Below are 25,385 nucleotides of genomic sequence, written 5' to 3' on the forward strand. Positions count from 1 at the left end.
CCATTCAGACCATTCAGACCATTCAGACCATTCAGACCATTCAGACCATCATGATACAAAACATCAATTGCCTGATCCAAAGTCAATCACTGCATTGATGCTGGGATTAAAATCAAAAACAGCAACTTTGCATGTTCAAAGAGAAATTAACACATCTTCTGAAGAACCTTTACTCGCAATCATACCCGGTGTTGCTTTATCAGAATTGTGGCAAATGATGGAGATGATTGAAAAAGCTCTCCTGTATATTTCTGCCTTGGTATTCCTCGCAGCTTGCTTGGGGATAAGTGCTATACAATTGTCATCGATTCGGGAGCGACATCATGAGATACATCTTCTTCGGGTCATGGGGGCTTCCTCATCCTTTTTATTTTTACTCATAGAGTTTGAAGTTCTCATCATCACACTCATGAGTATAGGTATAGGCATCGCTATCATGATGCTCACCCAAGTTATTTTCCAAGAACAGTTGATCACGACAATAGGCGTCAATATGCAGACAAGTCAGCTCCATGCACATCATATCAAGCTTATCGGGATTTTAATGATCACGTCTGTGGCGATTGCAGCAATTCCATCCATCAGTGCTTACCGCCAAGCAAATAAAATCTAAGAACGCTCAATGTATGTACCTCTTCCAATGCCAATATAGGTAATCCCAAATGCAGGCAACACTTCCGGGTCGTATAAGTTTCTTCCGTCAAAAATCACGCGATCTTTTAACATTTGACTGATTTTTTGAAAATCTGGTGCCCAAAAATTTTTCCACTCCGTACAGATAACAAGAAAGTCTGCATTATCAAGCGCGGCTTCCTTGGAATGCACTAACTTGAGCTGTTCACATTCACCATAACATTTTTCTGCTGCTGGCATCGCTTGTGGGTCATAGGCTTGAACAATCACATCTGATTTCCATAATGCGATCATCAAATCACAGCTTGGTGCATGCCGCATATCATCTGTATTGGGTTTAAATGACAGTCCCCAAAGTGCAGCTGTTTTTCCTGCTAATTTTCCTTTGTAATAGGATTGGACTTTTCGATACAAAAGCTGCTTTTGCTGTTCATTCACCCTCAATACAGCTTGAAGAATATGAGGTGTCAGCGGTGTTTGCACTATTGTTTGAATGAGCGCACTCAAATCTTTGGGAAAACATGAACCACCAAACCCACAACCCGCATAAATGTAGTGGTAGCCTATTCTTGGATCAGAACCAATCCCACGACGAATATTCTCGATATCTGCGCCAACACATTCAGCAATATTGGCCATTTCATTCATAAAGCTGATCTTGGTTGCCAGCATACAATTTGCTGCATATTTGGTCAGCTCTGCACTTCGGATATCCATCACGATAATTCGATCATGATTGCGGTTAAAAGCCCGGTAGAGCGCCCGCATTTTTGCCTCAGCCCTTGAAGCATTGAGTCCAAGAATAATGCGGTCTGGCTTTTTAGAGTCTTGTACAGCTGCACCTTCTTTTAAAAACTCTGGATTCGAGACCATATCGAAATGAACAGAGCGTCCTGCACGCTCAAGGGATAACTCAATGAGTGTTCGAACATGATCGGAAGTCCCCACTGGGACCGTCGACTTCATCACAACAATTGTGCCAGGTAAAAGCCATTCACTCATGGTTTGAGCAACTGAATTGACTTGCGACAAATCCGCTTTACCATGAACACCTTCTGGCGTACCGACCGCAATAAATATAATCTCTGCATGTAAAACAGCCTTCCGGTGGTCTGTCGAAAATAATAAATGACCAGACTGTCTGGTCGCTGAGACAATTCCGCTAAGGCCAGGTTCATAGATAGGTATTTTCCCATCCATTAACAGCGCAACTTTGTGCGCATCCTCATCCACGCAGATCACATCATGACCAACTTCTGCATGAACGGCTGAATGCACCAACCCGACATAGCCAGCCCCAAAAACGGCAATCTTCATCGCATTTCTCTTTTTTTCGATTTTTTAGAAAAATAGCGCTTGAAGATTGAAAATACGTGACACCTTTAATGCATTTGTATGACGTTATGCTGTGAGTGGGATCACAAGGAATGCATGCATTGGCCAGTACCGGAAAAACAACGCTTCACTTTCTGGTCATTTTGGCTTCGTCAGGTGTGTTTCAACAGGAAATCTGATTAGAAAGAATAAACTGACACGAAGCATGACAGCCTTTTAAATAGGCACTGCGATTTGCAGGAACAAGATTGTTGCATACGATATTACTGTTAGAAGCGGTAATAGGGAATATCATCATATATGTTTGCAGGACTTCAAACAATGCCATATGAATTGATAAAGCAATCAAGAAAGCCACACGCATACTCGGTGTGGCTTTCGGATAATTCAACAACGGCGCATGCACCTGTTACGTCTATTTTCCACCAACTCACTGGTGTTATTGTGCATCCTTTTCCAATGAAGATAATAACCCTGTGAGTTTTTCTCTTGTCCCATTCATATTTTCTGTTAAAGATTTCAGCTCTTTTTGACTATTATCAAGCAGTTTTTGGAAGAATGCTTCCTGATCAGCAGTGAGATCTAAGAAGTCAAAACCACGTTGAATTTCAGCGATAAGTTTTGTAGTTTCTCCTGCAATTCCATAAGAATCTTCATCAGAGCTTAACAACTGCATGGAAAACTCATTCATACAGGTTCGAAATTCCTGCAAATTTTGTTCAAGCTGCTTACTCTTATATATCTCCATAATCTTTGCTTCTGCACCTTCCATCAAAATACACATGAAATCCTTGAGCCTGCCATCTTCATATTCATCACCTGGCATGTTTTTAACTAAAATGGAAAGGTGAGGGAAATTAAAGAGACAGCGCTGTTTATTGAGTGGATAAATCCGCCCACCACTTCTCAATAATTCAAATAAATTTTTTTCTATCGGACTGCAAACTTCAGCTGTGCTGGAATATAAATATTCGTAATCAACACGAGTACTGACACAAAACTTGATATGGAATCCGTCCAAGGTTGGATATAAGTGAGACAACATATCTTCAATTTCATGACATCGGATACATTCTCGAAAGAAACCCAGAATAGCGCCATAGGTTGATGCTTCCATCAAGGACTGATAAATAATATCCTCGACCTGCTCTTTTTCCTGCTTCAGTGTCACTTGGCGCTGATGGTACGACTTAATTTTCTTCACTTTTTCCAGAAGCAAATGATCATTGATGGGTTTGAACAAGAAGTCATCACCCCCCACCTGATAAGCCTTTACCATATCCTCTACATTTTCACTATTGGCGATAAATACGATGGCGCAGGTTTCAGGCAAGCTATGTTTGATCTGATCACAGACTTCAAATCCTGATGTCTCAGGCAGGTCAATACTCAAAAATACAATATCAGGTTTCGCTGTTTGAATCGTTGCCAAAGCTGACTCACTGTCAGTGGCGCTCATGAATTGATACTCATCATGAAAATGGCCCTGATACAATTTGAGCATTTCAGGATCATGGTCAATGGCAAGAATATTCAAAATGCTCTCCTTGATTCACGAGTTTTTTCTTTGCATACATTAATTAACTACCAAACAGGAAAAAAAGCGAGGGAGCCAAGTAAATTTTCTTTCTTCATGCATGAAAAGCAAACAGTTCCTAATTTCCGATTCTCGTACACATGGTTTAATTTACTGTTTTTTCAAACATCATTTAAGACAATGATACCGTCTAAGGAGAGAATACATGTTTGAAGTCCTAGCATCCGTCGTGGATGTCGATCACTTTCATCGGTTAAGAATAGTTTCCGGACTCACACCAAGAAATTAAGAAGCAGCAAAGCTTGCCTTACCAACCAGCCAAAGTAGTTTTTATTGTTACTGGTTGCGCTTTAGGGATAATCTCGGTAGAATCCGCAACCAATTTTCAATCAACCGCAGAGGAGAATCAACATGCAAACAATGATAATCACCCCTGCAGGTCAGACCGCTTAAGGCTCCATTCATTCGCCCCGGTCTTACGACCTGCCAATACATCCTTATTATTATGTAGAAATAGGAATTGGTTTATGGGCAATCCCATCCAAATTATAAATGCGAAAACATGTTTTATCGCCTCTGATTCCACTTGGATCGAGGGCAAAGCAATTGAACAGCTGAAAAAAACAGCAACATTGACCGGGATGCATCGCGTCGTCGGAATGCCTGACTTACACCCTGGCCGAGGGTACCCGATTGGGGCCGCTTTCCTGACAAAAGGAAAAGTCTATCCTGCATTGGTTGGAAACGATATCGGTTGTGGGATGAGTCTGTATCAAACAGATATTCAACTAGCAAAACTGAATCTGGATAAACTGGAAAAGCGCCTCAATGGGCTTGATGCACCATTGGACGAAGGTTGGCACACTGACATTCAGCAAGGAAAGCAAGACAAAGATATTCACACCAGTACCTATGATCAGTCGCTTGGAACGATTGGCGGTGGAAATCACTTTGCTGAATTTCAAAAAGTAGAAGCAATCGTGGATGAGGCAGCTTGTGCTTCTCTTGGGATCCAGAAAAAGCAACTGCTCTTTTTAGCTCACTCTGGCAGTCGTGGTCTTGGTCAACAAATCCTGGCGCGCCATATCCGTGCTCACAATCACGATGGGTTGGATATTGATAGTGAGGATTTTCAGGATTACATCGCAGAGCACGATGAAGCTGTTCGTTGGGCAGAACTCAATCGAGCTTTGATTGCTGCTCGCTTCCTAAAAGCGGTGAAGGCAAAAGCAACTTGTGTGTTGGATGTCAATCACAATCTGGTCTCACCCATTCAGCTGGATGGAGAGTCTTGCTGGCTTCATCGAAAAGGCGCAACACCTGCGGATGAAGGATATGTCGTCATCCCTGGATCCCGTGGTGACTTTACTTACCTTGTTCAGCCAATACCAGATGAAGAAACATTATTTTCTCTTGCGCATGGTGCAGGTAGAAAATGGATCCGAAGCGATTGCATGGACAAACTGAAAGGAAAATATCAACAGAACGATCTTTATCGAACCAAACTGGGTAGCCGCGTTATTTGCAAAAATAAAGCGCTTCTTTACGAGGAAGCACCTGAAGCATACAAGTCATGTGATAGCGTCATCGATGATTTATGTCAGGCTGGTTTGATTCGTATCGTTGCTAAGTTACGCCCTGTGCTGACTTACAAAACACAAGGAGGCTGTCACGAATGATTTTGTTTCAGTTATCTGCGGGTCAAGGACCGGAAGAATGTTGTCATGCAGTTAAGTTGGCTTCGCAATCCTTTATTCAAGAATGTACTCAATATGGGGTGACGGCTGAGATTGTTTCAGTCGTCACAACCCCCAAATTTAAGAACTTTAAATCCGTACTGATTCAGGTTGATGCAAAGAAAAATCACCCTTTGTGTTCTCAATGGTCAGGGAGTCATCTTTGGGTTTCCCAAAGTCCTTACAGGCCAAAACACAAAAGAAAGAACTGGTTTTTTAGCGGTGAAATCTTTGCATACGTGGATAGTCCGACATGTGATGAAACGATTAAATTCCAAGCTTGCCGCGCTTCCGGTGCAGGTGGGCAACATGTGAATACAACCAGCTCAGCAGTTCGCGCAACACATATTGCATCAGGGATAAGCGTTCGCGTCGAGTCTGAGCGAAGTCAACATGCAAATAAGCGACTTGCAAAAATACTTATCCAGCAAAAGCTAGGGCAACAAGCGCAACTTTCTGCACAATCTCAGAACACGCAACGATGGTCGCAGCACTACACCGTAACTCGAGGGAAAGCGAATAAAGTCTTTGATGGGCCTCATTTCAGAGAAAAGCGCTAAGACTCATTACACAAAATATACTCAGATTGATACTAACGAACAGCATTTTCTTCTGCTCTTTGAATATTTCTTGCTCGGTCATTGAAGTGAGTGACCGAGCTGATTTTTTTGTACCTTTATCTATGATTTTTATTTCGCACTATATTCACCTGCAATTGTTGCCTGCATGATTTTATCCACGATTCCCGCATCTTTGAGTTGTTTCAATCCTTGGTTAAACTTCTCGATTCTTTCTTTATTAGCCGGAATTTTCTTCGATAAAATCAGGCTATAACTGGAGACATTTACGGGTACATCTTTGTAATGAGTGACTTTCTCGATTTCTTCCGGTTTAAAGTTTTTGCGAAGAATTTCATAACCAACAAATTCATTAATGACGGCCACATCAATTCTTCCACCGAGTAAGAGTTGAAGGTTTTGCAAATCCTTCGTGACACGTTTTACATTAATTTTCTTGGATTTTTCCGCATTTGCGAATTCTTCGCTATAGGAATAGCCAATGGCAGCACCCACTTTCAACTTTTTGGCAGCAATATCATCGTAAGTTTTCCAAGAGAACCCAATGCCTTTGAGATGGAAAAATACCTCTTTGGAAACTAATACTGGATCACTGAAGTACAGAAGTTTCTCTCGCTCAGGGTTTTTCTGCCAAACCAGTGAGCCATCTTTTTCACCATTTTCCACATAAACAATGGCCCTTTTCCACGGATAGAATTCAAACTTGACCTTAATCCCGACTTTATCAAAGGCCTGAACAACAATATCCGAGGATGAACCATGTTTCGGAATTGTTTTACCCAGAAAAGGCGGCCACTCACCATTGGTTAGAACAACTGTATCCGCTGCATGCACTGCCCAAGAAAAAGACATCATAAAAGCGACGATGATATTCAATTGAAATAACCGATTATATAAAACTCGCATCGTATTCATAACCAACCTACTGTATCTATGCTGGACACTCAATGAGTATAGTTTGCGTATCTCAACTCAGACTTTCATTTGCTAGAATTAAGGAACACGTCCCTAATTTGGTTTCTTTTTCTAAGAAAATTGTATTCTTTATAGGGAATGAAAGCCGCCTGAACTCTTATCAGACGGTCAAACAAGGGGAGTGAGCGTTTCAATGCTTAGAAAGTTGCAACAAGCGATTGACCATGCAAAAACGTATTCGGAATATCGGGAAGCCTGTCTAGCCTATGATCATGCAACTCGAAATCAAGAATGGAAAGAAGATGATATTTCCAAGGAGTACGATTATAAGTTGATCCGCCGGCGATTAAGTCGCTTGCGCACTGCACGTGCAAATCAGGATGCAAGCACATTAATGTATATTCTCCATGAAGGGATCCATGGCAATCTGGGCAATATTTCAAACCCTCATCTCTATCGCCATACAAAAATTGGTACCAAAAAGTTAATCGAAACTTTTCTGGATGAAGTCTGCGATGCATTGAAGTTTATCTATGAAACCAAAGACGAAACGATTAGCTTCCATGACAAGCTTCGATTCTTTGAAAGTACAGAGCATGCGTTTGGTTCTTCTTGTTTTATGTTAAGTGGTGGTGCTGGCCTTGGTTTTTTTCATGCAGGGGTGGTGAAATGCCTGCTTGAGCAAAACCTCATGCCAAATGTGATCTCAGGCGCAAGCGCTGGGGCCATTATCACAGCCATGCTTGGTACACGAACTGATGATGAGGTCAAGATGACCTTAAGTCCTGCATATATATATGAACATTTTCAAGACTGGGGAAAATTAGCTGGACCATTTAGTGACAGTTTGCTCGATCCCTACAACCTTGAAAATGCATTGATCCAACTGTTTGATCTGGAAACATTTGAAGAAGCTTATAAGCGCACTGGGCGTGCGATCAATATTACGGTTTCGCCAGCAGACATCCACCAGCATTCGCGGCTTCTCAATGCAAGCACTTCGCCAAATGCAGTGATCACACAAGCAGTACGTGCGTCCTGCGCAATCCCATACCTCTTCTCTCCCGTTCAATTAAAAGCAAAAACGCGTGATGGAAATATTGTTCCGTATGTCCCCAATCGTAAATTTGCCGATGGTTCTATCATGGATGATATGCCGATTGATCGGCTGGCACGATTATATGGGGTGAACCATAGTATTGTCAGTCAAACCAACCCTCTTGCCGTACCGTTCCTTTCCAGAAGCAGAGAAAAACCCCGAGGGGTTGTCTCTTTAACCATGCGGCACGTGGCCAACCTTGCAAAGGTGAATAGTATCTATGCCTGTGACATGCTGGAGTCAGTCATTTGGAATGAGAAAGCACAACTGGGATTACATAAAATTCGTTCAATCATCGATCAGCAGTATGTTGGTGATATCAATATACTGCCACCAAGAAGTTTGATGAATTTAAAATATATTCTGAAAAATCCCACCAAAAAAGGGATTGCTGAGCTTGTCTTTATGGCTGAAAAAGCAACCTGGCCACAAATCGAGACGATCAAAAATGCTACGCGTATTTCAACGACACTTCAATACTACACACAGCTACTTCATCAAGAAGAAAGCAAGCGACTGATCTCAAAGCCAAAAGCAACATTGACTGTTGTTAGCGCATCATAGTGGCTTCTTGGCACATATCTAAACTGAATGAATGAGAAAACCCTCGCCCCGAGCGGGCGAAGGGTGTGTTAAATTGGCTAGCTTTTGGATGAAGAGGAAACGGGTGTTTCTGGCTCACTATTTGATATAGATTTTTCAATCGCAGGAGGCGCAACACTTTCGGCTTTCTCCACTTTTGGCTTGATGGTACGTGTTCTTTTTACGACACCATTCCCCTCTTCACGGCTTGACGCTCGCGCTGCTGGTTTTCGCGTTGATCGCGTTGTCGTTGTTTTTTTTGCCGTAGTTGTCTTTTTCTCCATCGTCGACTTTGACGTAGTTGCCCTTTTTGCCGGTTTTTCTTTTTGTTTTGCGACTTCTTCTACCTGCGAAATTAACTTATCCAGTTTATCATTTAGATGGTCTAATTGACTGGCTCGATGCGCTGTAGGTAGTCCTAGCTTTTCTCGAAAGTTATCAATTGAACGGCTGACGACTTTTGGTTTTTTCCGTTGTCCTTTTTCCCACTCCTTTTCCAAAGACTCCCCTCGCTCTACGAGTTGACCAAAGAGGCGGTTGGATTCTTCATAGGCTTTGTCGTATTGTTTTGTGATTGCATCCATTCCCGAGCTATAAATTCCGAGTCCAACCAAATAGACTTGTTTGGACAGTTTCTCAACCTTGTCAAGTGCTGACATTTTTTCCTCCAGACAGATGCAGCGATAATCAACTACTCTACGCCTTTATCTTTGAATCAACATTCTAATTTTTAGCCAATATTTATAAATTGTCCGGTTATTTCCCAAAGTATTCTGGATATGCTTGTAAAACAGGCACTTCCAAAAAGTAGCCAACGAGTAATAATCCTTCAAGCGTTTACGCTCCCTTTATTTGAACAAAAAATCTAGCCATCGAAAATTGGAGAATGAGAGCAGACCTCTGCCTCCAATATAATTGATAACGTTGGAGTATTTTCTATTCCTATCGGTCAATTGAAGTTTGAATCCTGTCGGGGTGACACCGTCTTCGTTGAAGGTGTTTTAGAAGGAAGTAACGACACATTGGAAGGAATGACTACATTGTTCTATCGGAAGTTCTTGGTGAACTTCTAAAAAACGCTGATCAGAGACGATCAGCGTTTTCATCGAACAAACACCACTATTTTGACAACTTAGAAACAGCCTCTGCCAGTGCATCAATCTTTAAAGATAATTCTTCGATGCGCTTTTCTGTATCCGTGCTATCCAGACCAAGCTTTTGTCTCACTTCAGAAACACGGGTTTCCAGTGCTGTTTTTTCCTTAAGACGATCTTTGGTTTCCTGTTCTAGTCTTTCACCTTTTTCGACAAGCTCATCAAAAAAGTGTGACGCTTCTTGATTGACTTTTTCATAGCGATCTTGAACTTCATCAATACCTTTACCATACGCACCAAGACCAGCGAGCCAGATTTTTCTCGCAAGACCTTCCGCAAGATCGACTTTTTCTTTGAGTAGATTCATCGTTGACATAGGGTTTTCTCCACCGTATCCATATTCTGTAGACTAATACTATGCCCTGCAATTAGAAACCGCATACTAGCGGTTCGTTGCCAACGAAATTGTGTCGATTCTCCATCACACCATTGATAGATTCAACCATAAAAAAACATGCTTTTGTTCACTATAAAACCTGATAGGGACTGTGATTAAATGGTTCGGATTTTAGGCAGTACTTTTGGAAAACAGATACTAGAAATTCACCGAAATCTAGAACCTGTTGATCTTTCAGAAACTCACGCTGTTACCGCTAAAAAAGCATCAATCATGGCGCGAGGAGAGAAGTTTGGTCATTCCAAATGAACAACGAGCAACAAAGCGTGAGGTTTTTTCAGCAGCCTCGCGATAGATAATTCAGGACCTGTCATATAAATAGAACAGGAATATGGGATAGTTTTCCGATGTTGATGCTCATAATCATAAAAAAATGATGATTCCATAGGAGTGAAGAATGGCTTATTTTGTCACTGGCGGGACCGGTTTTATAGGCAAATTTTTAATCCAAGAGTTACTCAAACGCGAAGAACCGATTTACGTTCTTGTTCGGGAACAATCCCTCCATAAATTAGCGTATTTTGAAAAACATGATCCAAATCAACGGATCAAACCTGTTGTCGGAAATATTTGTGATAGCCAATTTGGACTCTCCGACAAGCAATATAAAGAATTACAAAATCAAATCTCCCACTTTTATCACCTTGCTGCAATATACGATCTTCAAACTGATGCCACATCTCAACAAAAAGCCAATGTGGATGGCACCCAGCATGCCGTCATGGTTGCACAGGCGCTCGGCGCGCAATGTTTTCATATGGTAAGCTCGATTGCAGCCGCAGGCCTATATCGTGGAATATTCCGTGAAGATATGTTTGAAGAAGCTGAACAACTCAATCACCCTTACTTTGCAACAAAACATCACGCAGAAAAAATAGTCAGAGATACATGTGAGATCCCTTATCGTATCTACCGACCAGGTATGGTTATTGGACACTCTGAAACGGGGGAGATTGATAAAATTGACGGGCCATATTATTTCTTCAAGATGATCCAGAAATTCCGAAAATCTCTTCCCAGTTGGGTCCCCACCATTGGCATTGAAGGCGGTTATTTAAATCTGGTGCCTGTCGATTATGTTGTCCGCGCCATGGATCATATCTCCCACCAGCCAGACTTAGATGGCCAGTGCTTTCATTTAACCGACCCTAAACCACATAAAATTGGTGAAGCACTCAATATCTTTGCTGATGCTGGCCATGCTCCGAAAATGGCGGTTCGCCTCGACACGCGACTACTAAACTACATCCCACCGTATGTGCGACAAATGATTTCCTCGTTGCCGCCAATACGCCGGATCAAATCGGCTGTCCTATCCGATTGGGGGATCCCGGAAGAGGTGATGTCGTTTATGAACTACCCAACCAAGTTCGATAACCGAGCCACTCGCAAAGCATTGGAAGGCACGGATATTCAGCTTCCACCATTAAAGAAATATGCAGGTTATATCTGGGATTATTGGGAAAGAAACCTGGATCCAGATTTATTCATCGCCAAAAACCTTCAAGAGCAAGTTCAACATAAAAATATCCTGATTACCGGGGCGACATCCGGTATTGGACTTGCACTCGCAAAACGTCTATCGAGCACACAGGCGCACTTAATTCTTGTAGCAAGGAATCAATCTAATCTGGAAGAAATCCAAGCGGCTCTATCCAGTCAAACCGCAACGATCTCTACTTACTCTTGTGACTTGACGAATATGGATGACACAGATGCACTTGTGCAGACTATTCTCGAAAAACACGAGCGAGTCGACATTCTAGTCAATAATGCGGGTCGTTCCATTCGTCGTTCTATCGAAAACAGTGCCGATCGCTTCCATGATTATACCCGGACGATGCAACTTAACTATTTTGGCTGCTTAAAGCTCATCATGGGCTTTTTGCCTGGAATGTCAGAGCAACAATGTGGGCATATTATCAATATTTCTTCGATAGGAGTGTTGACAAATGCACCTCGATTTTCTGCATATGTTGCATCTAAAGCAGCCCTGGAAGCCTTTACTCGCTGCGCAGCAGCTGAATATTCAGATACAGGTGTTAAATTTACAACGGTGAATATGCCACTCGTCAAAACACCAATGATTGCACCAACACGGATCTACGATTACTTTCCAACACTATCTCCGGAACAAGCTGCCAATATGATAGCCAAAGGGATTGTTGATCGGCCTAAACGTGTTGCAACACGCCTTGGGATTGCGATTCAGGTCTTGTATTATATTTTCCCACGGGTCACTGAAATCTTATTCAACTTTACCTTCAGGATGTTTAAGGATTCAGCTGCCGCCAAAGGAGATAAGGAAGCCCTGAAAAAAGAATCCGGAAACCAGCCAAAAGAACTCAGTAGTGAGCAAATTGCAATTTCGCAATTTATGCGCGGTATTCACTTATAGATGCCAATTTTTTAAGTAATAGAAGTATTGAACTATGGTAAAAGGCTTTCATTCAAAAATTCTCATTAACTGTGATATGGGAGAGAGTGATGTTCTCCCTATGGACCAGGAAGACAAGGATGTTTTCCCATTTATTCATATGGCAAGTGTCGCTTGTGGTGGACATGCTTCAAACCCAACTTTACTGCTGGAAACCATTCGTCTAGCAAAACAATATCAAGTCAAAGTTGGGGCGCATCCCTCTTATCCAGATCGCGAGAACTTCGGACGCAAGTCTGTGTCACTTTCTGCCGATACACTCTATGCGGAAATATTGTTTCAGATTTCTTCTGTTCTCGGTATCTGTCAAAGTGAATCCATCTCAATGGAGTACATTAAGCCACATGGTGCGTTGTACCATGATATGCAAAAAGATTTGAGTATTTTCGAAGTGATACTGAATACCCTTTGTGCATTAGATAGTCGTATTTTTCTTGTTGTGCCAGCATTCACCCTTTCTCATGAACACCAACATGCAGCGAAAGAACGTGGCATTCATCTTATCTATGAGGCTTTTGCCGATCGACGATATACCGAAACGGGTCACCTAAAATCACGACAACACGCAGATGCTGTTTTGAATACTCCAGAAGACATCATTCATCAAGCCCGACAAATTGCTCAATATGGGACGGTCATCTCGGATCAAGGACATGAAATTCAGTTAGCAGCAGATACACTATGCTTTCATGGTGATAACCCTGCTTCTGTCTCGGCATTAAAGCAACTCAAAAAAGATTTAGTATGATCCCCTGGCAATACGATATCAATCCAATCAACGTTGATGCACTTCGTGTCCGCTTTCATACTTCTCCTTCCCCGGAACTGTGTCACGTGCTTCAGTCTCTGCGAAAGTCAATTATCATGCAATTCCCAGAGAGCATCCAAGATGTTATTCCTGCATACCAAACCCTGATGATCCAGTTTCAATTTCTTCAATTATCAACGGATATGCTGACGGACTTCATTGAACATACGCTCCAAAATATGGAATACCTACCTAAGTTTTCACCAAAACATCATCAAATACCGACGCGTTATGATGGCATGGATTTGCATCGTGTTGCTTCGTTATGTAATTTAACTCCAGAAGAAGTCATTCAATTGCACAGTGGGAGACAGTTCACCGTCTACTGCCTTGGATTTTTACCAGGGTTCCCATACTTAGGCCCTCTGGACTCTTCCCTTTTTCTTCCTAGATTGAAGAACCCACGGAAACAGGTCCCAGCAGGGAGTGTTGGGATTGCAGAGCACCAAACGGGTATTTATCCCATCAATTCACCAGGTGGATGGCATATTATTGGCACAACAGACGTGACATTGTATGACCCACAACACCCAGATCAATGCCCCTTTGAAGTGGGAGATATCGTTGAATTTGTTCCTATTTTTTTCAATTCGTGTAAATGATTGATATGAAACAACGCAAAGCATTCAGGTCCTATCTATAGTTCACAAACAGGAGGCAATGATGACAAAACTTGTGAAAAAAATCGCCTTGTTGACATCAGGAGGCGATGCGCCAGGTATGAACGCAGCGATTCGAAGCGCAACGCTCACTGCACATGATTACGAAGTGATTGGCTATAAACACGGATTTAATGGGCTTTTGGACCAAGATTGTATTGTGCTGAATGACGCCGATGTGCGACATATCATTCATCAAGGCGGAACTATTTTAAAAAGCGCCCGCTGCCCTGCTTTTTCTGAAGTTCAATCCTCAAAAATTGCAGCTGAGAACTTATCTAAAAATCAGATTGATGCGTTAATCGTCATAGGTGGTGATGGTAGTTTTCGGGGTGCTTGTCACCTCGCACAATACTGGTCAGGCCAAATCATTGGTATTCCCGGTACAATTGATAACGATGTAGACGGCACAGATCATACGATTGGCTTTTATACGGCTATGGAGACCGCACTGGATGCTACCGATAAAATCCGTGACACTGCTGATGCTTTTGAGCGTATATTTATTGTGGAAGTCATGGGTCGTCATAGTGGGTTTCTTGCAACTTCAATTGGAATTGCCTGCGGCGCAGAACAAATTATCTGCCCAGAGCTTCATGCGCCAGAACATTTTGATTTGCAAACAATCACACAACATGTTGAATCCACTCGAGCAAGAAGAGGCAAGTCTAGTTATATCATTGTAATGTCAGAAAACTCCTACCCGGATGGCGCTGTTGCTCTAGCTCATCTGCTTTCTGAGCAAATAGGAATAGACTGTCGCGCATGTGTTCTTGGGCATATTCAACGTGGCGGTTCACCTGTGGCATCAGACCGGATCCTCGCAACAAAATTGGGAGCGGCGGCCGTAGAAGCTATTGCATCAGGGAAAAGCAAACTCATGATCGGCGAATCTCAAGGAGCAATTGCCTGCATCCCTCTTGACCAAGCGAGTACCCACCAAAAAACTGTCGATACAACTTTATTAAAACTCCAACAACATGTTTTCGATCATCAGGGATAGAGAAAAAAACAAGCAAAGAAAGTAGGTGTTCTATGAATAGAATAACGCTAGAATACAACTTTCTGAATCGATTGAGTTACTATCATTCCCTGATGCCATTTTTTGCTGACAAACAATTAAAAAACAAACGTCTGCTGCACTTATTACTCCTTATTCCAGTATTCACTATTATTATATGGGTTGATATTTCGCTAATTCTTGACGAGGAATTCATACTGGTTGAAGGTTTGGAAAGTGCCCTTCTATATACCGGATTCTGTGGCGTTTTAGGATTTGTATTTAGAGTACAGTTCATCAGTCGAAAATTTTGGCAAGCTATTTTTATACTCGACTTTGCGGATAATCTCTACGGCATATATAGTAGCTTGCTTAATGGGGATATATTTTTCTATGATTATACCGCGATACTTGTTTTATCCTTTATCATTTTCGCCTTTTACTATTACATCCTATTTTGGCTGTATGCTTTTGACTCATATGACATCTGGGTAGAAAAGTAACACTCGACACCAGTACCTATTTCCGATACCTTTGCAAGCTTTTCTAATGAAGGTCCAACTTAGAGTTCGCAATGAAAATCGCTATCATCGGTGCAGGTATCTATGGTTGCCATTTGGCACTGTCTTTAAAAAATCAACATCATACCGTTCATTTATACGATCGATCTGAGGATATTTTCTCAGGTGCATCCACCTTTAACTCCTGTCGTATTCACAAAGGTTATCATTATCCACGCTCTAGCAAAACCAGAATCATGTGCATGCGGGATGAAACAGAGTTTGTGAGGAAATATCCACATCTCATCACTCAGGATAGTCCCAAAATATTTTGCGTTGCAGACGACGCGAAAACACTCCTTGATTTTGGAACGATGGAAACCATTTTGACAGGCACAGCCTTGCCATTCGAGCGCCTCAGTCAATCGCGTATTGAACAGCTTGGGTTTCAAAATGTTGAAGGTGGATTTCTTGTATACGAAAGTATTCTCATGGTCGATAAAGCTAAATCATGGTTTCTCGAGGAACTAAAGCAAAAGGATGTGCATCTTTACCTCAATCATTCAATCCAAGAACTTGGAACAACTTTCGAAAACAGCATCCAGCTCAATGCCCAAGACTATGACCTCGTGATTAATTGCACTTATAGCCAATTATTTCCTCCATTGAATATCAGACATGATCCCTATTATGACCTATGCTTTTCGCTCATTCTTGCCAATCGATATGATGATGCTCCCGCACTCAGCTTTGGTATTTTCGATGGACAATACCCAAGTTTGGAACCATTCGGATATGCACTTGCACCAGAGAAATATGTAGCCCATGAAGGGAAGCAGATTTTCCAGCTTTTTCATGTTGAGCACACAAGTGCTGCGCAGTTTCAGTGCATCCATCAAGCAAGATCAGCCTTAACGAACGGATTATCACAAGAAACTCAGGAAAATCTGACAGAAAAAATGTTGTCGCATACTTGTCATTTTTATCCAGACTTTCGTCACCAATTTGATGTCATTGGAACACAGCTTTCCTTAAAAACAAAGATTAGAGATCTTAGCGATAGCCGCCCACTACTCGTGTATCAGGAGCACGCTTACCACTCAAGGTTGATTCAAGTATTTTCCTCAAAACTTACATCCATAATGAGTGCAGAAAAGCAGGTGCAAGCGATAATTGAATCAATGAATTGACTGACCCTCGGCACAAATTGAGTTTGAATTTAACTTGGCAGCACATCGTCTGCCAAGTGAGTGAGAGACATGATACGATTAACGGTTTCGCATCATTATTCGTTCTTGTTTAATCGCTGCTCGATCTTTGATATTTGTATGTTCTTTATGCGCCTGACTCAACTGTTCTCGCTCCGCTTGATTCTTAACGGGTACAAACGGATTGCGAGATTTATGTAAAACATGATTCCCTTCACGCTCAACAAGTGCACCATTTCGTCCATCATTTCTCATCGAATATTCTGGATGCTTCCGAACAGCCTCACGTCCTATATTCGCCTGAATTTTATGTTCCTGCGTAATATGCCCATAGCTACCACTATTTGAGCGATAGTAAACCGTTGGACGTTGACCCGGGCAACTCGTCGTTCCGATAATGTTTTTGGTCTGGTAGAGTCGTTCGCTCTGCTCTTGTTTTGTTAATACTTTTGGCGTAATTGTAATTTGGTAACCAGCTGATTCCTTCGCTTGCATGATTTTTTCTTTCTCACGGGCAAGAAGAAACTGTGCTCTTTGTTGTGTCGGTGTCATTTCAACTGTGTTCTTACCGACTTTACTCGCTTTAGATGAACTCGGTTGTGTTACTTCTGTTTGTGTTTGTTGTGCTGTTGCACTCGTTTGGGAGAGAGACACATTTCCTGGCATTGCAAAACTCCTGCAAAAATAACGTTGCTATTACTACTTTTTTAGTAACTTCATTTCATAAATTGTTTTATGACATCAATCATTGCTCTCATTTTTTTATTTATCGCTCAGGTATCACAGTTCAACGCAATCGCTTGCGTTTATGGCTGGATAATCGTTGCCATCCGATTCTTGCATGCTTATTATGGTGTGCCTCGACATCGTATTTATCCGTATTAGAATCGTGCTTAACGTTCTAGCAAAACCCGCTTTGGAGAACCCTGATGCGAAGTAATCAAACCAAAAGGACTTCATCATGAAACCCAATATTTCACTCATTTTTCTTACTTTTGCATTCGCGATACCGCTGAGCATAACGGGTTGTAGTGCACCACAGCAAACTGCCCAATCGACTTCAACGACAAAAACTCCCCCAGAAATCGATATTCAATATGAACAGTTTACCCTCAACAATGGTTTAAAGGTCATTTTGCATCAAGACAAATCCGATCCAATTGTTGCCATGGCCACGGTTGTCCATGTTGGTTCAAACCGTGAAAAACCGGGCCGAACAGGGTTTGCTCATTTCTTTGAACACATGTCCTTTAATGATTCTGAAAATGTACCAAAAGGTGCAAACCGAAAGCTGATCCCGGAGCTGGGTGGAACAAGAAATGGTGGCACATGGAGTGACGGTACCATTTATTATGAAGTCGTTCCAAAAGATGCATTCGATAAATTGTTATGGATCGACTCGGATCGCCTGGGCTATATGATCAATACGGTCGATGCAGGTACTTTGGAGCGCGAAAAGCAAGTCGTTAAGAATGAAAAACGCCAGCGCGTTGATAATCGTCCTTATGGGCATGCTGAACATGTGATCCGAAAGGCATTATATCCCAAAGGGCATCCTTATAATTGGACTGTCATTGGTGATTTGGAAGATTTACAAGCTGCTACATTGGATGACGTACGTGAGTTTTATCACCAATTTTATATTCCATCAAATGCCACATTAGTTGTCGCAGGTGATATCGATATCGCGCAAGCAAAGCAAAAAGTAAAAAACTGGTTTGGAGAAATCAAGCCAGGTCAAGCCATCCCAGCCCTGAAACCCCAACCCGTTCACTTAACAACATCAAAAAAGCTCTACCACTTGGATAATTTTGCGAAAATACCTGAGCTTCGGATCACCTATCCAACAATTGAGGAATATACAAAAGATGCTTATGCGCTGGATATTCTAGGACGTATTCTCTCAGACGGAAAACAAGCCGTGTTATACGACACGATTGTCTCAAAAGAAAAACTGGCACCGAAAGTATTCGCTTACAATCGTTCAGAAGAGCTGGCTGGTACTTTCACTATCTTAGTTCGGGCAAATGCTGGAACAAAGCTCGATGCTGTGAATAAAGCCGTTGAAACTGCCTTGAATAAATTTGAAATCAATGGCGTCGATAAGCAGCAATTAGAAAGAGTGAAAGCAGAGAAGGAAACTGCCTTTTACTACGGAATTGAGAGTATCCTCGATAAAGCACTTCAACTTGGGATCTACAACGAGTACGCTGGTTCTGCTGATTTCTTCAAGCAAAATATTGCAAATATTCAAGCTGTCACTGCGGATGATGTGATGCGCGTTTACCATCAATATATTAAAAATAAACCAGCAATATACACAAGCTTTGTCCCGAAAGACCAAGCGCGTTTGGTCCTGACTAACTCAGTGAAAGCAAATGTCGTTGAAGAAAGTATCACGCCAGGAAACGAACCAGAGTTCCAGGAAAATGACCAGATCCAGTTCGTAAAAACACCAAGTAAGCTTGATCGTAGCGAACCCCCTTTGACTGAGCTTCCAAAGCTGCAAGTGCCGGATATTTGGCAGTTTCAAACACCAAATAAAATCCATGTATATGGCATTGACCATAACGAGCTTCCCATTGTGAACTTCAGCTTGAAGATCAAAGGAGGTCAACTTCTGGACCCCCAAGGAAAAGAAGGCACGGCAATGTTGATGGCTGATTTAATGAACGAGGGTACCCAACTCAAAACACCGACAGAGTTAGAGCAGGCGATTGGTATTCTTGGTGCCAGTCTAAATGTCAGTGGTGACCAAGAAAGCATCAGCATTTCTGGTCGCACATTAGCACGTAATTTTGATGCAACTATTTCTATTCTATCAGAAATGCTCCTTAAGCCACGATGGGATGCCAAGGAGTTTGAAAAGTTAAAGTCAGCACGTTTAACGCGCATTCAGCAAGAAAAAGGAAATGCTGCGTCAATAGCCTCAAAGGCGTTTATGATGCAGCTTTATGGAAAAGAGCACCCGGCAGGAATCCCAACAGGCGGTACTACGGATTCTGTGAAAAATATTACGCTGACAGATCTAAAAGCCTATTATCGCAATAACCTGTCCTCTCAACTGGCCAGTTTTCATGTTGTCGGGGATGTCTCTCAAGCACAAGTCAAAATGGTGTTAAGCCGGCTCAATAAATGGAAACAATCTCACGTCGTTCAACCAGCTCTTCCAGAAGCGCCAAAGCATAGTAAACCTGCGGTATACTTCATTGATCTTCCGGATGCGAAACAGTCAGTGATATACGTTGGCAAGACGGTAGTTCCAACGGATCATCAAGACTTCTATCCTGTTGTATTTGCAAATACGCGCCTGGGCGGTGGTATGAGTGCTCGCTTGGGACAAACATTGAGAATTCAAAAAGGATATACCTATGGCGCTTACAGCAGCGTAAGAAAAGCACTTCGCTACTCAGCACCTTTTATCGCGTCCTCTCAGGTCCGTGCAAACGTGACTTTAGAGTCTCTCCAGATATTTAAAGATTTAGTGGGCCGTTACCAAAAAACCTACTTCAATGACGATCTGAAAACCGCAAAGAATATGACGCTGAAGTCAGATTCTCGTCGTTTTGAAACGACCCGACATCTATTAAAAATGCTGGAAACAATGAGCCAATATGGACGCAATCATGACTTCATCGAACAACAGCAAGCTTATGTTAAACATGTCACGCTGAATGAGGTGCACAAAGTCATCCATACCTACCTCAACGAACAACAGATGATTTACCTGATTGTGGGGGATGCCAAAACACAGCTCATCAGGATCAAAGAACTGGGTTATGGAGAGCCTATTCTGTTGGATATTGATGGTAATATTTTAATCAAAGAGTAAAAATACACCGCTGTGTCTCTATGATACAGCGGTATCACCCTGACCTGATAGCAGCGCTCTTTCCGTCCCTGCTATTCCTAATTGAATAAAATCCCAGCTAAATTGTATACAATATGCAATTCCCATATTATAGTCTTTGTACATTAAATCCATCCAAAAAGAGACAAACAGGTGAATACTATCCATGACATTGTTGTGGTTGGTGGTGGCGTCATCGGCACAAGCTGTGCACTCGTTCTTCAGCAAGCAGGCGCACGAGTACTGTTACTTGAAGGGGATACAATTGGTTCCGGTGCTTCCGCGGGCAATGCGGGACATATTGCGACAGAACAAATCTTTCCGCTCGCTTCACTTGAGATCATGTTGCAGCTACCCAGAATGCTCCTTGATCCGCTCGGTCCTTTACGTATTGATTTAAAGTACTTCCCAAAAGCGCTCCCCTGGTTGACACAACTCATACTTAACATGCGTCCCAGCGCGCAACTCAGCCAAATTCGTGCTTTAACGGCTTTAAATAATGCCAGCTTGAGCGCCTGGCGAGATCTGCTTGGCTCGATTCAACAGCCAAACCTATTGATTGAAAAAGGCTCACTCATGGTCTTTGAAAAAGAGCATACAAAGGCCAAGCTGACTCGGTATAAAAACAAGCTTCGTGATCGCGGTATTGAAGTCAATACACTGGATGCACACACACTACAAGAAAAAGTACCTTCTCTCAGTAAACAATTGCTTGGCGCATTGGAGTTCCCGCAAACCGGCCATGTTGTCGATCCATTATCCCTTGTGAATCAGCTTTTTCGCAGTGGACAAGCCCTTGGACTTGAGTATGAACACGCGAAAGTCCTCGATGCACGAAGGACAACAGTTGGTGTTGAACTTCATACAACAAATGGGGTGATCCCTTGTTCCCGGGTGCTCATTGCGAATGGTGTTCATGCGAAGCCGCTTGTTCAATCTCTGACTGGGATCCATGTCCCTCTAGAAGCAGAGCGTGGTTATCATTTAATGCTTCCCGGTGAAAAAAATACATTACCTTGTGCTGTCACTTCAGCTGAAAGAAAGTTCATCATGACACCGCTGAATGGCGGGCTTCGACTTGCGGGCACTGTTGAATTTGCTGGCATAGAACGAGAAGCAGACATGCGCCGGGCATTTGTTCTTGAACAGCACGCACAACAATTATTTAATCATCGGCTCAACATGCATCAAGCTTCACCTTGGATGGGAAGAAGGCCCTCCCTGCCTGATTCCCTCCCTGTTATTGATGCATATGGGCATGATCGTCGTGTACTTTTTGCATTTGGTCATCAACATTTGGGCCTGACGCAAGCTGCCATGACAGCGCAGCTCATTTTGCAGCTTTATCGAAATGAATCGCCTGCGATTGACCTAAAACCATTTCGTGTCAGTCGATTTCAAAAAACACAATTTTAAGCTCATTGAATTCAAACAACTTGATTTAAAATTTCGGAGGCAATATGAAACTACAGGGTATTTATGTGCCAGTGATCACACCATTTGATCATGAGGAAAAAATCAATTTCCGTGCATTATCTTCCCTCATTGAATTACAGATCAACGCAGGTGTTAGCGGTATTATTGCCTCGGGAACAACAGGAGAGTCGTATGCATTGAGTCAGAAAGAACAGCACGATGTTATGGCACATATTGCCAATGTCGTTGATCAGCGTGTGCAACTGATTGCAGGAGTCAATGATACATGTACAGCAGGTTCGATTGAAAAAGCCAAACAAGCAAAAGCACTCGGATACCAAGGACTGATGCTTGCACCACCTGCGTATTGTTTACCCAGCCAGTCAGAAATCATTTATCACTATCAATCGGTGAGTGAAGCGGTGGATCTTCCCATCATTATGTATAATTTCCCAGCCAGAACTGGCGTCGAAATTTCGTTGGAGACGGTTCACGAACTCAGCTTTGATGCCAATATTATTGGCATCAAAGAAAGCAGTGGTGATTTTAGTCGAGCCATTGCACTCCTGAGCCAATCAAAGGATGACTTTTCCGTAGTCTGTGGTTCTGATGATCAAGCAGCAGATTACTTTTACTGGGGAGCCAAAGCTTGGATAGCAGGAGCTGCGAATTTCTTGCCTGAGCTACATGTCGAAATCTATCACGCGGGTATAGAAGAGCGATATGTTGAAATGAAAAAGTGGATGAAACAATTACTGCCTATTGTCCAGCACATGGAGTCAGAAAACTACAACCAAAAAGCAAAACTTGGTTGTCAATTCCGAGGGGTTTCTACAGGAAATACACGCCCACCGTTACAATCCATTTCGGATCATGAAAAAGAAAATTACCTGAGTCTATTAGACCGAGTCTTTCACCCGGCCTGATCGTATCGTTTAAAGCGATTAATTGAAACCGACCTCACCTCTGGCTTTTAAGCTTGCTTTGAGGTCTTTCACCATATCTTTCTTAATTTCTTCCAGCTTTGGTGTCACCTTCAATAACGCAAGTTGCATTTGACGCATTGCCGTGCGGTTCAAACTGGGCAATTTGTTCAAAGCCTTTTTGCCTAGGGGAGATTGATAGAAAGCAGTCAATCGTTGCAGCTCATTGAGTTGAAACTCTTCAGCATAAGCATACATAATTTGTGTGCGAACTTTTTTCCAAGCCAGTGCTTCTCGGATCACATTTGCAGTTTCTGCTTTGGACTGCTTGGCAATTGCATTTTCATTATCAGATGGTTGAAGGCCAGATAATTCTCTTTGAAAAGTTGCTTCTAAATCACTATCCATCTGGTCTAGATATTGTTCGTAAACTAAATCTGAACCCATGACTTTCAATAATTTCTCAGCCGCAGCAAGCTGTTCAGGTGTCGCTGCTGCCATGACTGACGAAGAGAGTAAACAAAAAAGAACAAGCAAAACGTGTAATGCCTTCACAGCGACTCCTAGACCTAGAGATTTTTTATCGAACCATTTTAAAGCTAGCGCATTATATAGAATCCAACCAAAGCTTGTAAAATATATGTTTCCACGCCAGTGTCCACTTATGTTACTCGGGAGAACTATTTCGATCAATATACAAACATAATCAAAGAAATGAGGAATACGCATCAACGGAAACCACCAATAAATAAAACTAAAGACTGACTCTTAATTGTGTTAATTACTCCTTTGAATTAGAATCCCCGCCGTATTTTTTTCTTATATGATAGAAAAGTTGTATTTACCTAGGATTAAAATGAAAACTAAGTCACTCGCAGTCGCTATACTTCTTGCAACGACCAGCTCACAATCGTTCGCAAAAAATAACTTCTCCAAATTTTACGCTGGATTCGGCTTCCAGATGGGAGACCTTCAGTTAGATGAAAACCGTGAAAACGCAAAGTTAGGCGCGATCAAACTGGAAGCTGGATATGATTTTATTCCATATTTAGGCCTCGAAGCACATGCAATTATCAACACGCGAAGTGATGATGTCCTCATCAATGATGATGGTGGTGCGCCACAAGGAAAAACAGAGTTCAGTTATCATGGGCTTTCATTGTTCGCAAAAGGGACATTTCCAATCAAGCATGTTGCAAGTATCTATGGGTTAGCTGGTGGAACGCGTGGAAAGTTCGATACGGACTACAAGGACAATAACAACGCTAAATTTAATGAAAAAGTATCCGATTATGAGTGGAGCTTTGCCTATGGACTTGGTATGGATTTACATCTGACACCAAGAGCAAAACTTGGGTTGGAGGCTATTCGTTATTTTGATAAGAAAGAGTTTATTGGACAGTATAATGGTCTCAACCTGACGTTTAGTTACAATTTCTAACAGCCACTCTCTCCAGCACTTATTTCTTAACCATGACTACATTTTTGTCATCATGTGCTTTGAAAACAACGAAGAGGTGGCATTGTTCACCTCTTCAAAGATAAGCTTAAGCTTCTAGGGTCTGTCGATTTCCATTCTTAGGGCACTGCAAAGCATTTGAAACTTCTTTCAGGGCGCCACTTGCCGAACGTTCAAAGTTTTTGGTCGTCGGTCAAAACATAAGTTTCAAATGGTTGTAAGTGTACATGGGGTAATGTAATCACTTCCTCTTGCTAGACTGGAATGAAATTTCTGGTTCACCAATCGCTGGGAGCCAACGGTTTGGTCCAGACATATCATGATCGGTGCCTGTAATCATATTCTGATCAAGCGTAATCAGCTCATGGTGTGGATGTTGTTGTGATGTCATGTTGATTTCCCCAAAATTTGGTATGCCCAAAATTTGCGACGGGGAAATTTGCGACGGGGAAATCAACAGATTGTGAAATCTATTCAGTTGAATTTTATGGCATCAGTCGTTCAATGGACCAGCCAGAGTCTGTTTTTGTATACATAAACCGATCATGCAGGCGGCTTTCCCCACCCTGCCAGAACTCGATTTTATGCGGCTTCACCAAGTACCCTCCCCAAAATTTAGGTAGGGTGATTTCACCTTGCCCAAAGCGTTGTTTCATTTCTTGAAATTTGCTCATCAGCGCCTGTCTAGAGGACACTGGACGACTTTGCGCTGAGGCCCATGCGGCTAACTGGCTTTCTTTAGGACGGGATAGAAAATACTTGAGCACCTTCGCGGTTGGGAGTTGCTCCACTTCACCGTATACGATAACTTGGCGTTCGATGCTATGCCAAGGAAAGTGCAGGGAAATTTTTGGATTTTGTGCCAAATCTTGTGCTTTTTGGCTCTCCAGATTGGTATAAAAAATAAAACCGTCTTCGTTTTGCTCTTTGAGCAATACAATCCGTTGCGATGGTTGACCTTCTGCGTCAACAGTCGCCACTGTCATGGCTGTGGGGTCTTTTAACCCCATTTCGATAGCATCATGCATCCAACTCTCGAATTGTTTGAGTGCATTTGGATCCAGCTCTTCTTCCGACAGCTTCGCAAGATCATATTCACGACGTATATCAGATACTTTGACCATAGTCGATCTCCTCAGATCATTTGGCCAGACTGCAC

Annotated in this window: 22 protein-coding genes; 13 read left to right on the plus strand and 9 right to left on the minus strand. The window is 42.3% G+C overall.

What is annotated here, in order from left to right:
* A partial coding sequence (locus tag C505_RS21025) for an ABC transporter permease (RefSeq protein WP_322786033.1) occupies window positions 1-613 on the plus strand: 613 nt, incomplete at its 5' end.
* Here C505_RS21025 and C505_RS0100840 read toward each other — a convergent pair.
* Window positions 610-1,950 carry a UDP-glucose dehydrogenase family protein gene (locus tag C505_RS0100840; RefSeq protein ID WP_018690700.1) on the minus strand — a complete coding sequence of 447 codons (1,341 nt, stop codon included), beginning with the start codon at window positions 1,948-1,950 and terminating at the stop codon, window positions 610-612. The genes C505_RS21025 and C505_RS0100840 overlap by 4 nt on opposite strands.
* Window positions 1,951-2,407: 457 nt before the next feature.
* Complete coding sequence (locus C505_RS0100845) at window positions 2,408-3,505, minus strand: response regulator (protein ID WP_018690701.1); 1,098 nt, start codon at window positions 3,503-3,505, stop codon at window positions 2,408-2,410.
* 527 nt (window positions 3,506-4,032) lie between these two features.
* On the opposite strand from C505_RS0100845, the gene C505_RS0100850 reads away from it, so the two are divergent.
* Both C505_RS0100850 and prfH read left to right on the plus strand, forming a co-directional pair.
* On the plus strand, window positions 4,033-5,184 hold the full coding sequence (locus C505_RS0100850) for an RNA ligase RtcB family protein (RefSeq protein WP_018690702.1): 1,152 nt from the start codon (window positions 4,033-4,035) through the stop codon (window positions 5,182-5,184).
* On the plus strand, window positions 5,181-5,801 hold the full coding sequence (gene prfH, locus C505_RS0100855) for a peptide chain release factor H (RefSeq protein ID WP_018690703.1): 621 nt from the start codon (window positions 5,181-5,183) through the stop codon (window positions 5,799-5,801). The genes C505_RS0100850 and prfH overlap by 4 nt, the downstream gene beginning before the upstream one ends.
* A gap of 129 nt (window positions 5,802-5,930) precedes the next feature.
* Here the strand turns inward: prfH and C505_RS21030 are convergent, their stop codons facing one another.
* A complete protein-coding gene (locus C505_RS21030; protein ID WP_018690704.1) occupies window positions 5,931-6,734 on the minus strand; it encodes a substrate-binding periplasmic protein in 804 nt (267 codons plus the stop codon).
* Window positions 6,735-6,927: 193 nt separating this feature from the next.
* On the opposite strand from C505_RS21030, the gene C505_RS0100865 reads away from it, so the two are divergent.
* Window positions 6,928-8,397, plus strand: coding sequence for a DUF3336 domain-containing protein (locus C505_RS0100865; protein WP_018690705.1), 1,470 nt, complete (start codon window positions 6,928-6,930; stop codon window positions 8,395-8,397).
* A gap of 77 nt (window positions 8,398-8,474) precedes the next feature.
* Here C505_RS0100865 and C505_RS0100870 read toward each other — a convergent pair whose 3' ends face one another.
* Both C505_RS0100870 and C505_RS0100875 read right to left on the minus strand, forming a co-directional pair.
* Complete coding sequence (locus C505_RS0100870) at window positions 8,475-9,074, minus strand: hypothetical protein (RefSeq protein ID WP_018690706.1); 600 nt, start codon at window positions 9,072-9,074, stop codon at window positions 8,475-8,477.
* Window positions 9,075-9,534: 460 nt separating this feature from the next.
* Complete coding sequence (locus C505_RS0100875) at window positions 9,535-9,885, minus strand: phasin-related domain-containing protein (protein WP_018690707.1); 351 nt, start codon at window positions 9,883-9,885, stop codon at window positions 9,535-9,537.
* Between the two features lie 478 nt (window positions 9,886-10,363).
* Here C505_RS0100875 and C505_RS0100885 point away from each other — a divergent pair, with 478 nt between their 5' ends.
* From C505_RS0100885 to C505_RS0100910, 5 genes are all read left to right on the plus strand, one after another.
* Window positions 10,364-12,364 (plus strand): SDR family oxidoreductase, encoded by a 2,001-nt coding sequence (locus C505_RS0100885; RefSeq protein ID WP_018690709.1) that lies wholly within the window; start codon window positions 10,364-10,366, stop codon window positions 12,362-12,364.
* Window positions 12,365-12,398: 34 nt separating this feature from the next.
* Window positions 12,399-13,151 carry a 5-oxoprolinase subunit PxpA gene (locus tag C505_RS0100890; RefSeq protein WP_018690710.1) on the plus strand — a complete coding sequence of 251 codons (753 nt, stop codon included), beginning with the start codon at window positions 12,399-12,401 and terminating at the stop codon, window positions 13,149-13,151.
* The gene (gene pxpB, locus C505_RS21035) at window positions 13,148-13,813 is read left to right on the plus strand and encodes a 5-oxoprolinase subunit PxpB (RefSeq protein ID WP_018690711.1); all 666 of its coding nucleotides are present in this window, start codon (window positions 13,148-13,150) and stop codon (window positions 13,811-13,813) included. Before C505_RS0100890 ends, pxpB begins: the two co-directional genes overlap by 4 nt.
* Before the next feature lie 61 nt (window positions 13,814-13,874).
* Window positions 13,875-14,873, plus strand: a complete 999-nt coding sequence (locus C505_RS0100900; protein WP_018690712.1) for a 6-phosphofructokinase — start codon at window positions 13,875-13,877, stop codon at window positions 14,871-14,873.
* Between the two features lie 571 nt (window positions 14,874-15,444).
* The gene (locus C505_RS0100910; RefSeq protein WP_018690714.1) at window positions 15,445-16,560 is read left to right on the plus strand and encodes an FAD-dependent oxidoreductase; all 1,116 of its coding nucleotides are present in this window, start codon (window positions 15,445-15,447) and stop codon (window positions 16,558-16,560) included.
* 78 nt (window positions 16,561-16,638) lie between these two features.
* Here C505_RS0100910 and C505_RS0100915 read toward each other — a convergent pair whose 3' ends face one another.
* On the minus strand, window positions 16,639-17,244 hold the full coding sequence (locus C505_RS0100915) for a hypothetical protein (RefSeq protein ID WP_018690715.1): 606 nt from the start codon (window positions 17,242-17,244) through the stop codon (window positions 16,639-16,641).
* Window positions 17,245-17,539: 295 nt separating this feature from the next.
* On the opposite strand from C505_RS0100915, the gene C505_RS0100920 reads away from it, so the two are divergent.
* From C505_RS0100920 to dapA, 3 genes are all read left to right on the plus strand, one after another.
* Window positions 17,540-20,410, plus strand: coding sequence for a M16 family metallopeptidase (locus C505_RS0100920; RefSeq protein WP_018690717.1), 2,871 nt, complete (start codon window positions 17,540-17,542; stop codon window positions 20,408-20,410).
* Between the two features lie 171 nt (window positions 20,411-20,581).
* On the plus strand, window positions 20,582-21,844 hold the full coding sequence (locus C505_RS0100925) for an NAD(P)/FAD-dependent oxidoreductase (protein WP_018690718.1): 1,263 nt from the start codon (window positions 20,582-20,584) through the stop codon (window positions 21,842-21,844).
* A gap of 44 nt (window positions 21,845-21,888) precedes the next feature.
* On the plus strand, window positions 21,889-22,770 hold the full coding sequence (gene dapA, locus C505_RS0100930) for a 4-hydroxy-tetrahydrodipicolinate synthase (RefSeq protein ID WP_018690719.1): 882 nt from the start codon (window positions 21,889-21,891) through the stop codon (window positions 22,768-22,770).
* A gap of 18 nt (window positions 22,771-22,788) precedes the next feature.
* On the opposite strand, the gene C505_RS0100935 is transcribed toward dapA, so the two are convergent.
* Entirely contained in the window at window positions 22,789-23,322 is a 534-nt protein-coding gene (locus C505_RS0100935; RefSeq protein ID WP_018690720.1) for a DUF2059 domain-containing protein, read from the minus strand.
* Between the two features lie 301 nt (window positions 23,323-23,623).
* Between C505_RS0100935 and C505_RS0100940 the strand changes: the two genes are divergently transcribed.
* Entirely contained in the window at window positions 23,624-24,208 is a 585-nt protein-coding gene (locus C505_RS0100940; RefSeq protein WP_018690721.1) for a porin family protein, read from the plus strand.
* Between the two features lie 259 nt (window positions 24,209-24,467).
* Here the strand turns inward: C505_RS0100940 and C505_RS24175 are convergent, their stop codons facing one another.
* Window positions 24,468-24,617: a hypothetical protein gene (locus tag C505_RS24175; RefSeq protein WP_018690722.1), complete on the minus strand. Its 150-nt coding sequence runs from the start codon at window positions 24,615-24,617 to the stop codon at window positions 24,468-24,470.
* Between the two features lie 94 nt (window positions 24,618-24,711).
* Window positions 24,712-25,350, minus strand: coding sequence for a pyridoxamine 5'-phosphate oxidase (pdxH, locus tag C505_RS0100950; protein WP_018690723.1), 639 nt, complete (start codon window positions 25,348-25,350; stop codon window positions 24,712-24,714).
* Window positions 25,351-25,385: the final 35 nt, after the last annotated feature.

It is taken from the genome of Algicola sagamiensis DSM 14643 (genome assembly GCF_000374485.1).
Classification (GTDB): Bacteria; Pseudomonadota; Gammaproteobacteria; order Enterobacterales; family Alteromonadaceae; genus Algicola; species Algicola sagamiensis.

Coding starts and splice junctions, on each gene's coding strand:
- C505_RS0100840 (WP_018690700.1), bottom strand. CDS start 1,950: ATGAAGATTGCCGTTTTTGGGGCTGGCTATGTCGGGTTGGTGCATTCA.
- C505_RS0100850 (WP_018690702.1), top strand. CDS start 4,033: ATGGGCAATCCCATCCAAATTATAAATGCGAAAACATGTTTTATCGCC.
- prfH (WP_018690703.1), top strand. CDS start 5,181: ATGATTTTGTTTCAGTTATCTGCGGGTCAAGGACCGGAAGAATGTTGT.
- C505_RS21030 (WP_018690704.1), bottom strand. CDS start 6,734: ATGAATACGATGCGAGTTTTATATAATCGGTTATTTCAATTGAATATC.
- C505_RS0100865 (WP_018690705.1), top strand. CDS start 6,928: ATGCTTAGAAAGTTGCAACAAGCGATTGACCATGCAAAAACGTATTCG.
- C505_RS0100870 (WP_018690706.1), bottom strand. CDS start 9,074: ATGTCAGCACTTGACAAGGTTGAGAAACTGTCCAAACAAGTCTATTTG.
- C505_RS0100875 (WP_018690707.1), bottom strand. CDS start 9,885: ATGTCAACGATGAATCTACTCAAAGAAAAAGTCGATCTTGCGGAAGGT.
- C505_RS0100885 (WP_018690709.1), top strand. CDS start 10,364: ATGGCTTATTTTGTCACTGGCGGGACCGGTTTTATAGGCAAATTTTTA.
- C505_RS0100890 (WP_018690710.1), top strand. CDS start 12,399: ATGGTAAAAGGCTTTCATTCAAAAATTCTCATTAACTGTGATATGGGA.
- pxpB (WP_018690711.1), top strand. CDS start 13,148: ATGATCCCCTGGCAATACGATATCAATCCAATCAACGTTGATGCACTT.
- C505_RS0100900 (WP_018690712.1), top strand. CDS start 13,875: ATGACAAAACTTGTGAAAAAAATCGCCTTGTTGACATCAGGAGGCGAT.
- C505_RS0100910 (WP_018690714.1), top strand. CDS start 15,445: ATGAAAATCGCTATCATCGGTGCAGGTATCTATGGTTGCCATTTGGCA.
- C505_RS0100915 (WP_018690715.1), bottom strand. CDS start 17,244: ATGCCAGGAAATGTGTCTCTCTCCCAAACGAGTGCAACAGCACAACAA.
- C505_RS0100920 (WP_018690717.1), top strand. CDS start 17,540: ATGAAACCCAATATTTCACTCATTTTTCTTACTTTTGCATTCGCGATA.
- dapA (WP_018690719.1), top strand. CDS start 21,889: ATGAAACTACAGGGTATTTATGTGCCAGTGATCACACCATTTGATCAT.
- C505_RS0100940 (WP_018690721.1), top strand. CDS start 23,624: ATGAAAACTAAGTCACTCGCAGTCGCTATACTTCTTGCAACGACCAGC.
- C505_RS24175 (WP_018690722.1), bottom strand. CDS start 24,617: ATGACATCACAACAACATCCACACCATGAGCTGATTACGCTTGATCAG.
- pdxH (WP_018690723.1), bottom strand. CDS start 25,350: ATGGTCAAAGTATCTGATATACGTCGTGAATATGATCTTGCGAAGCTG.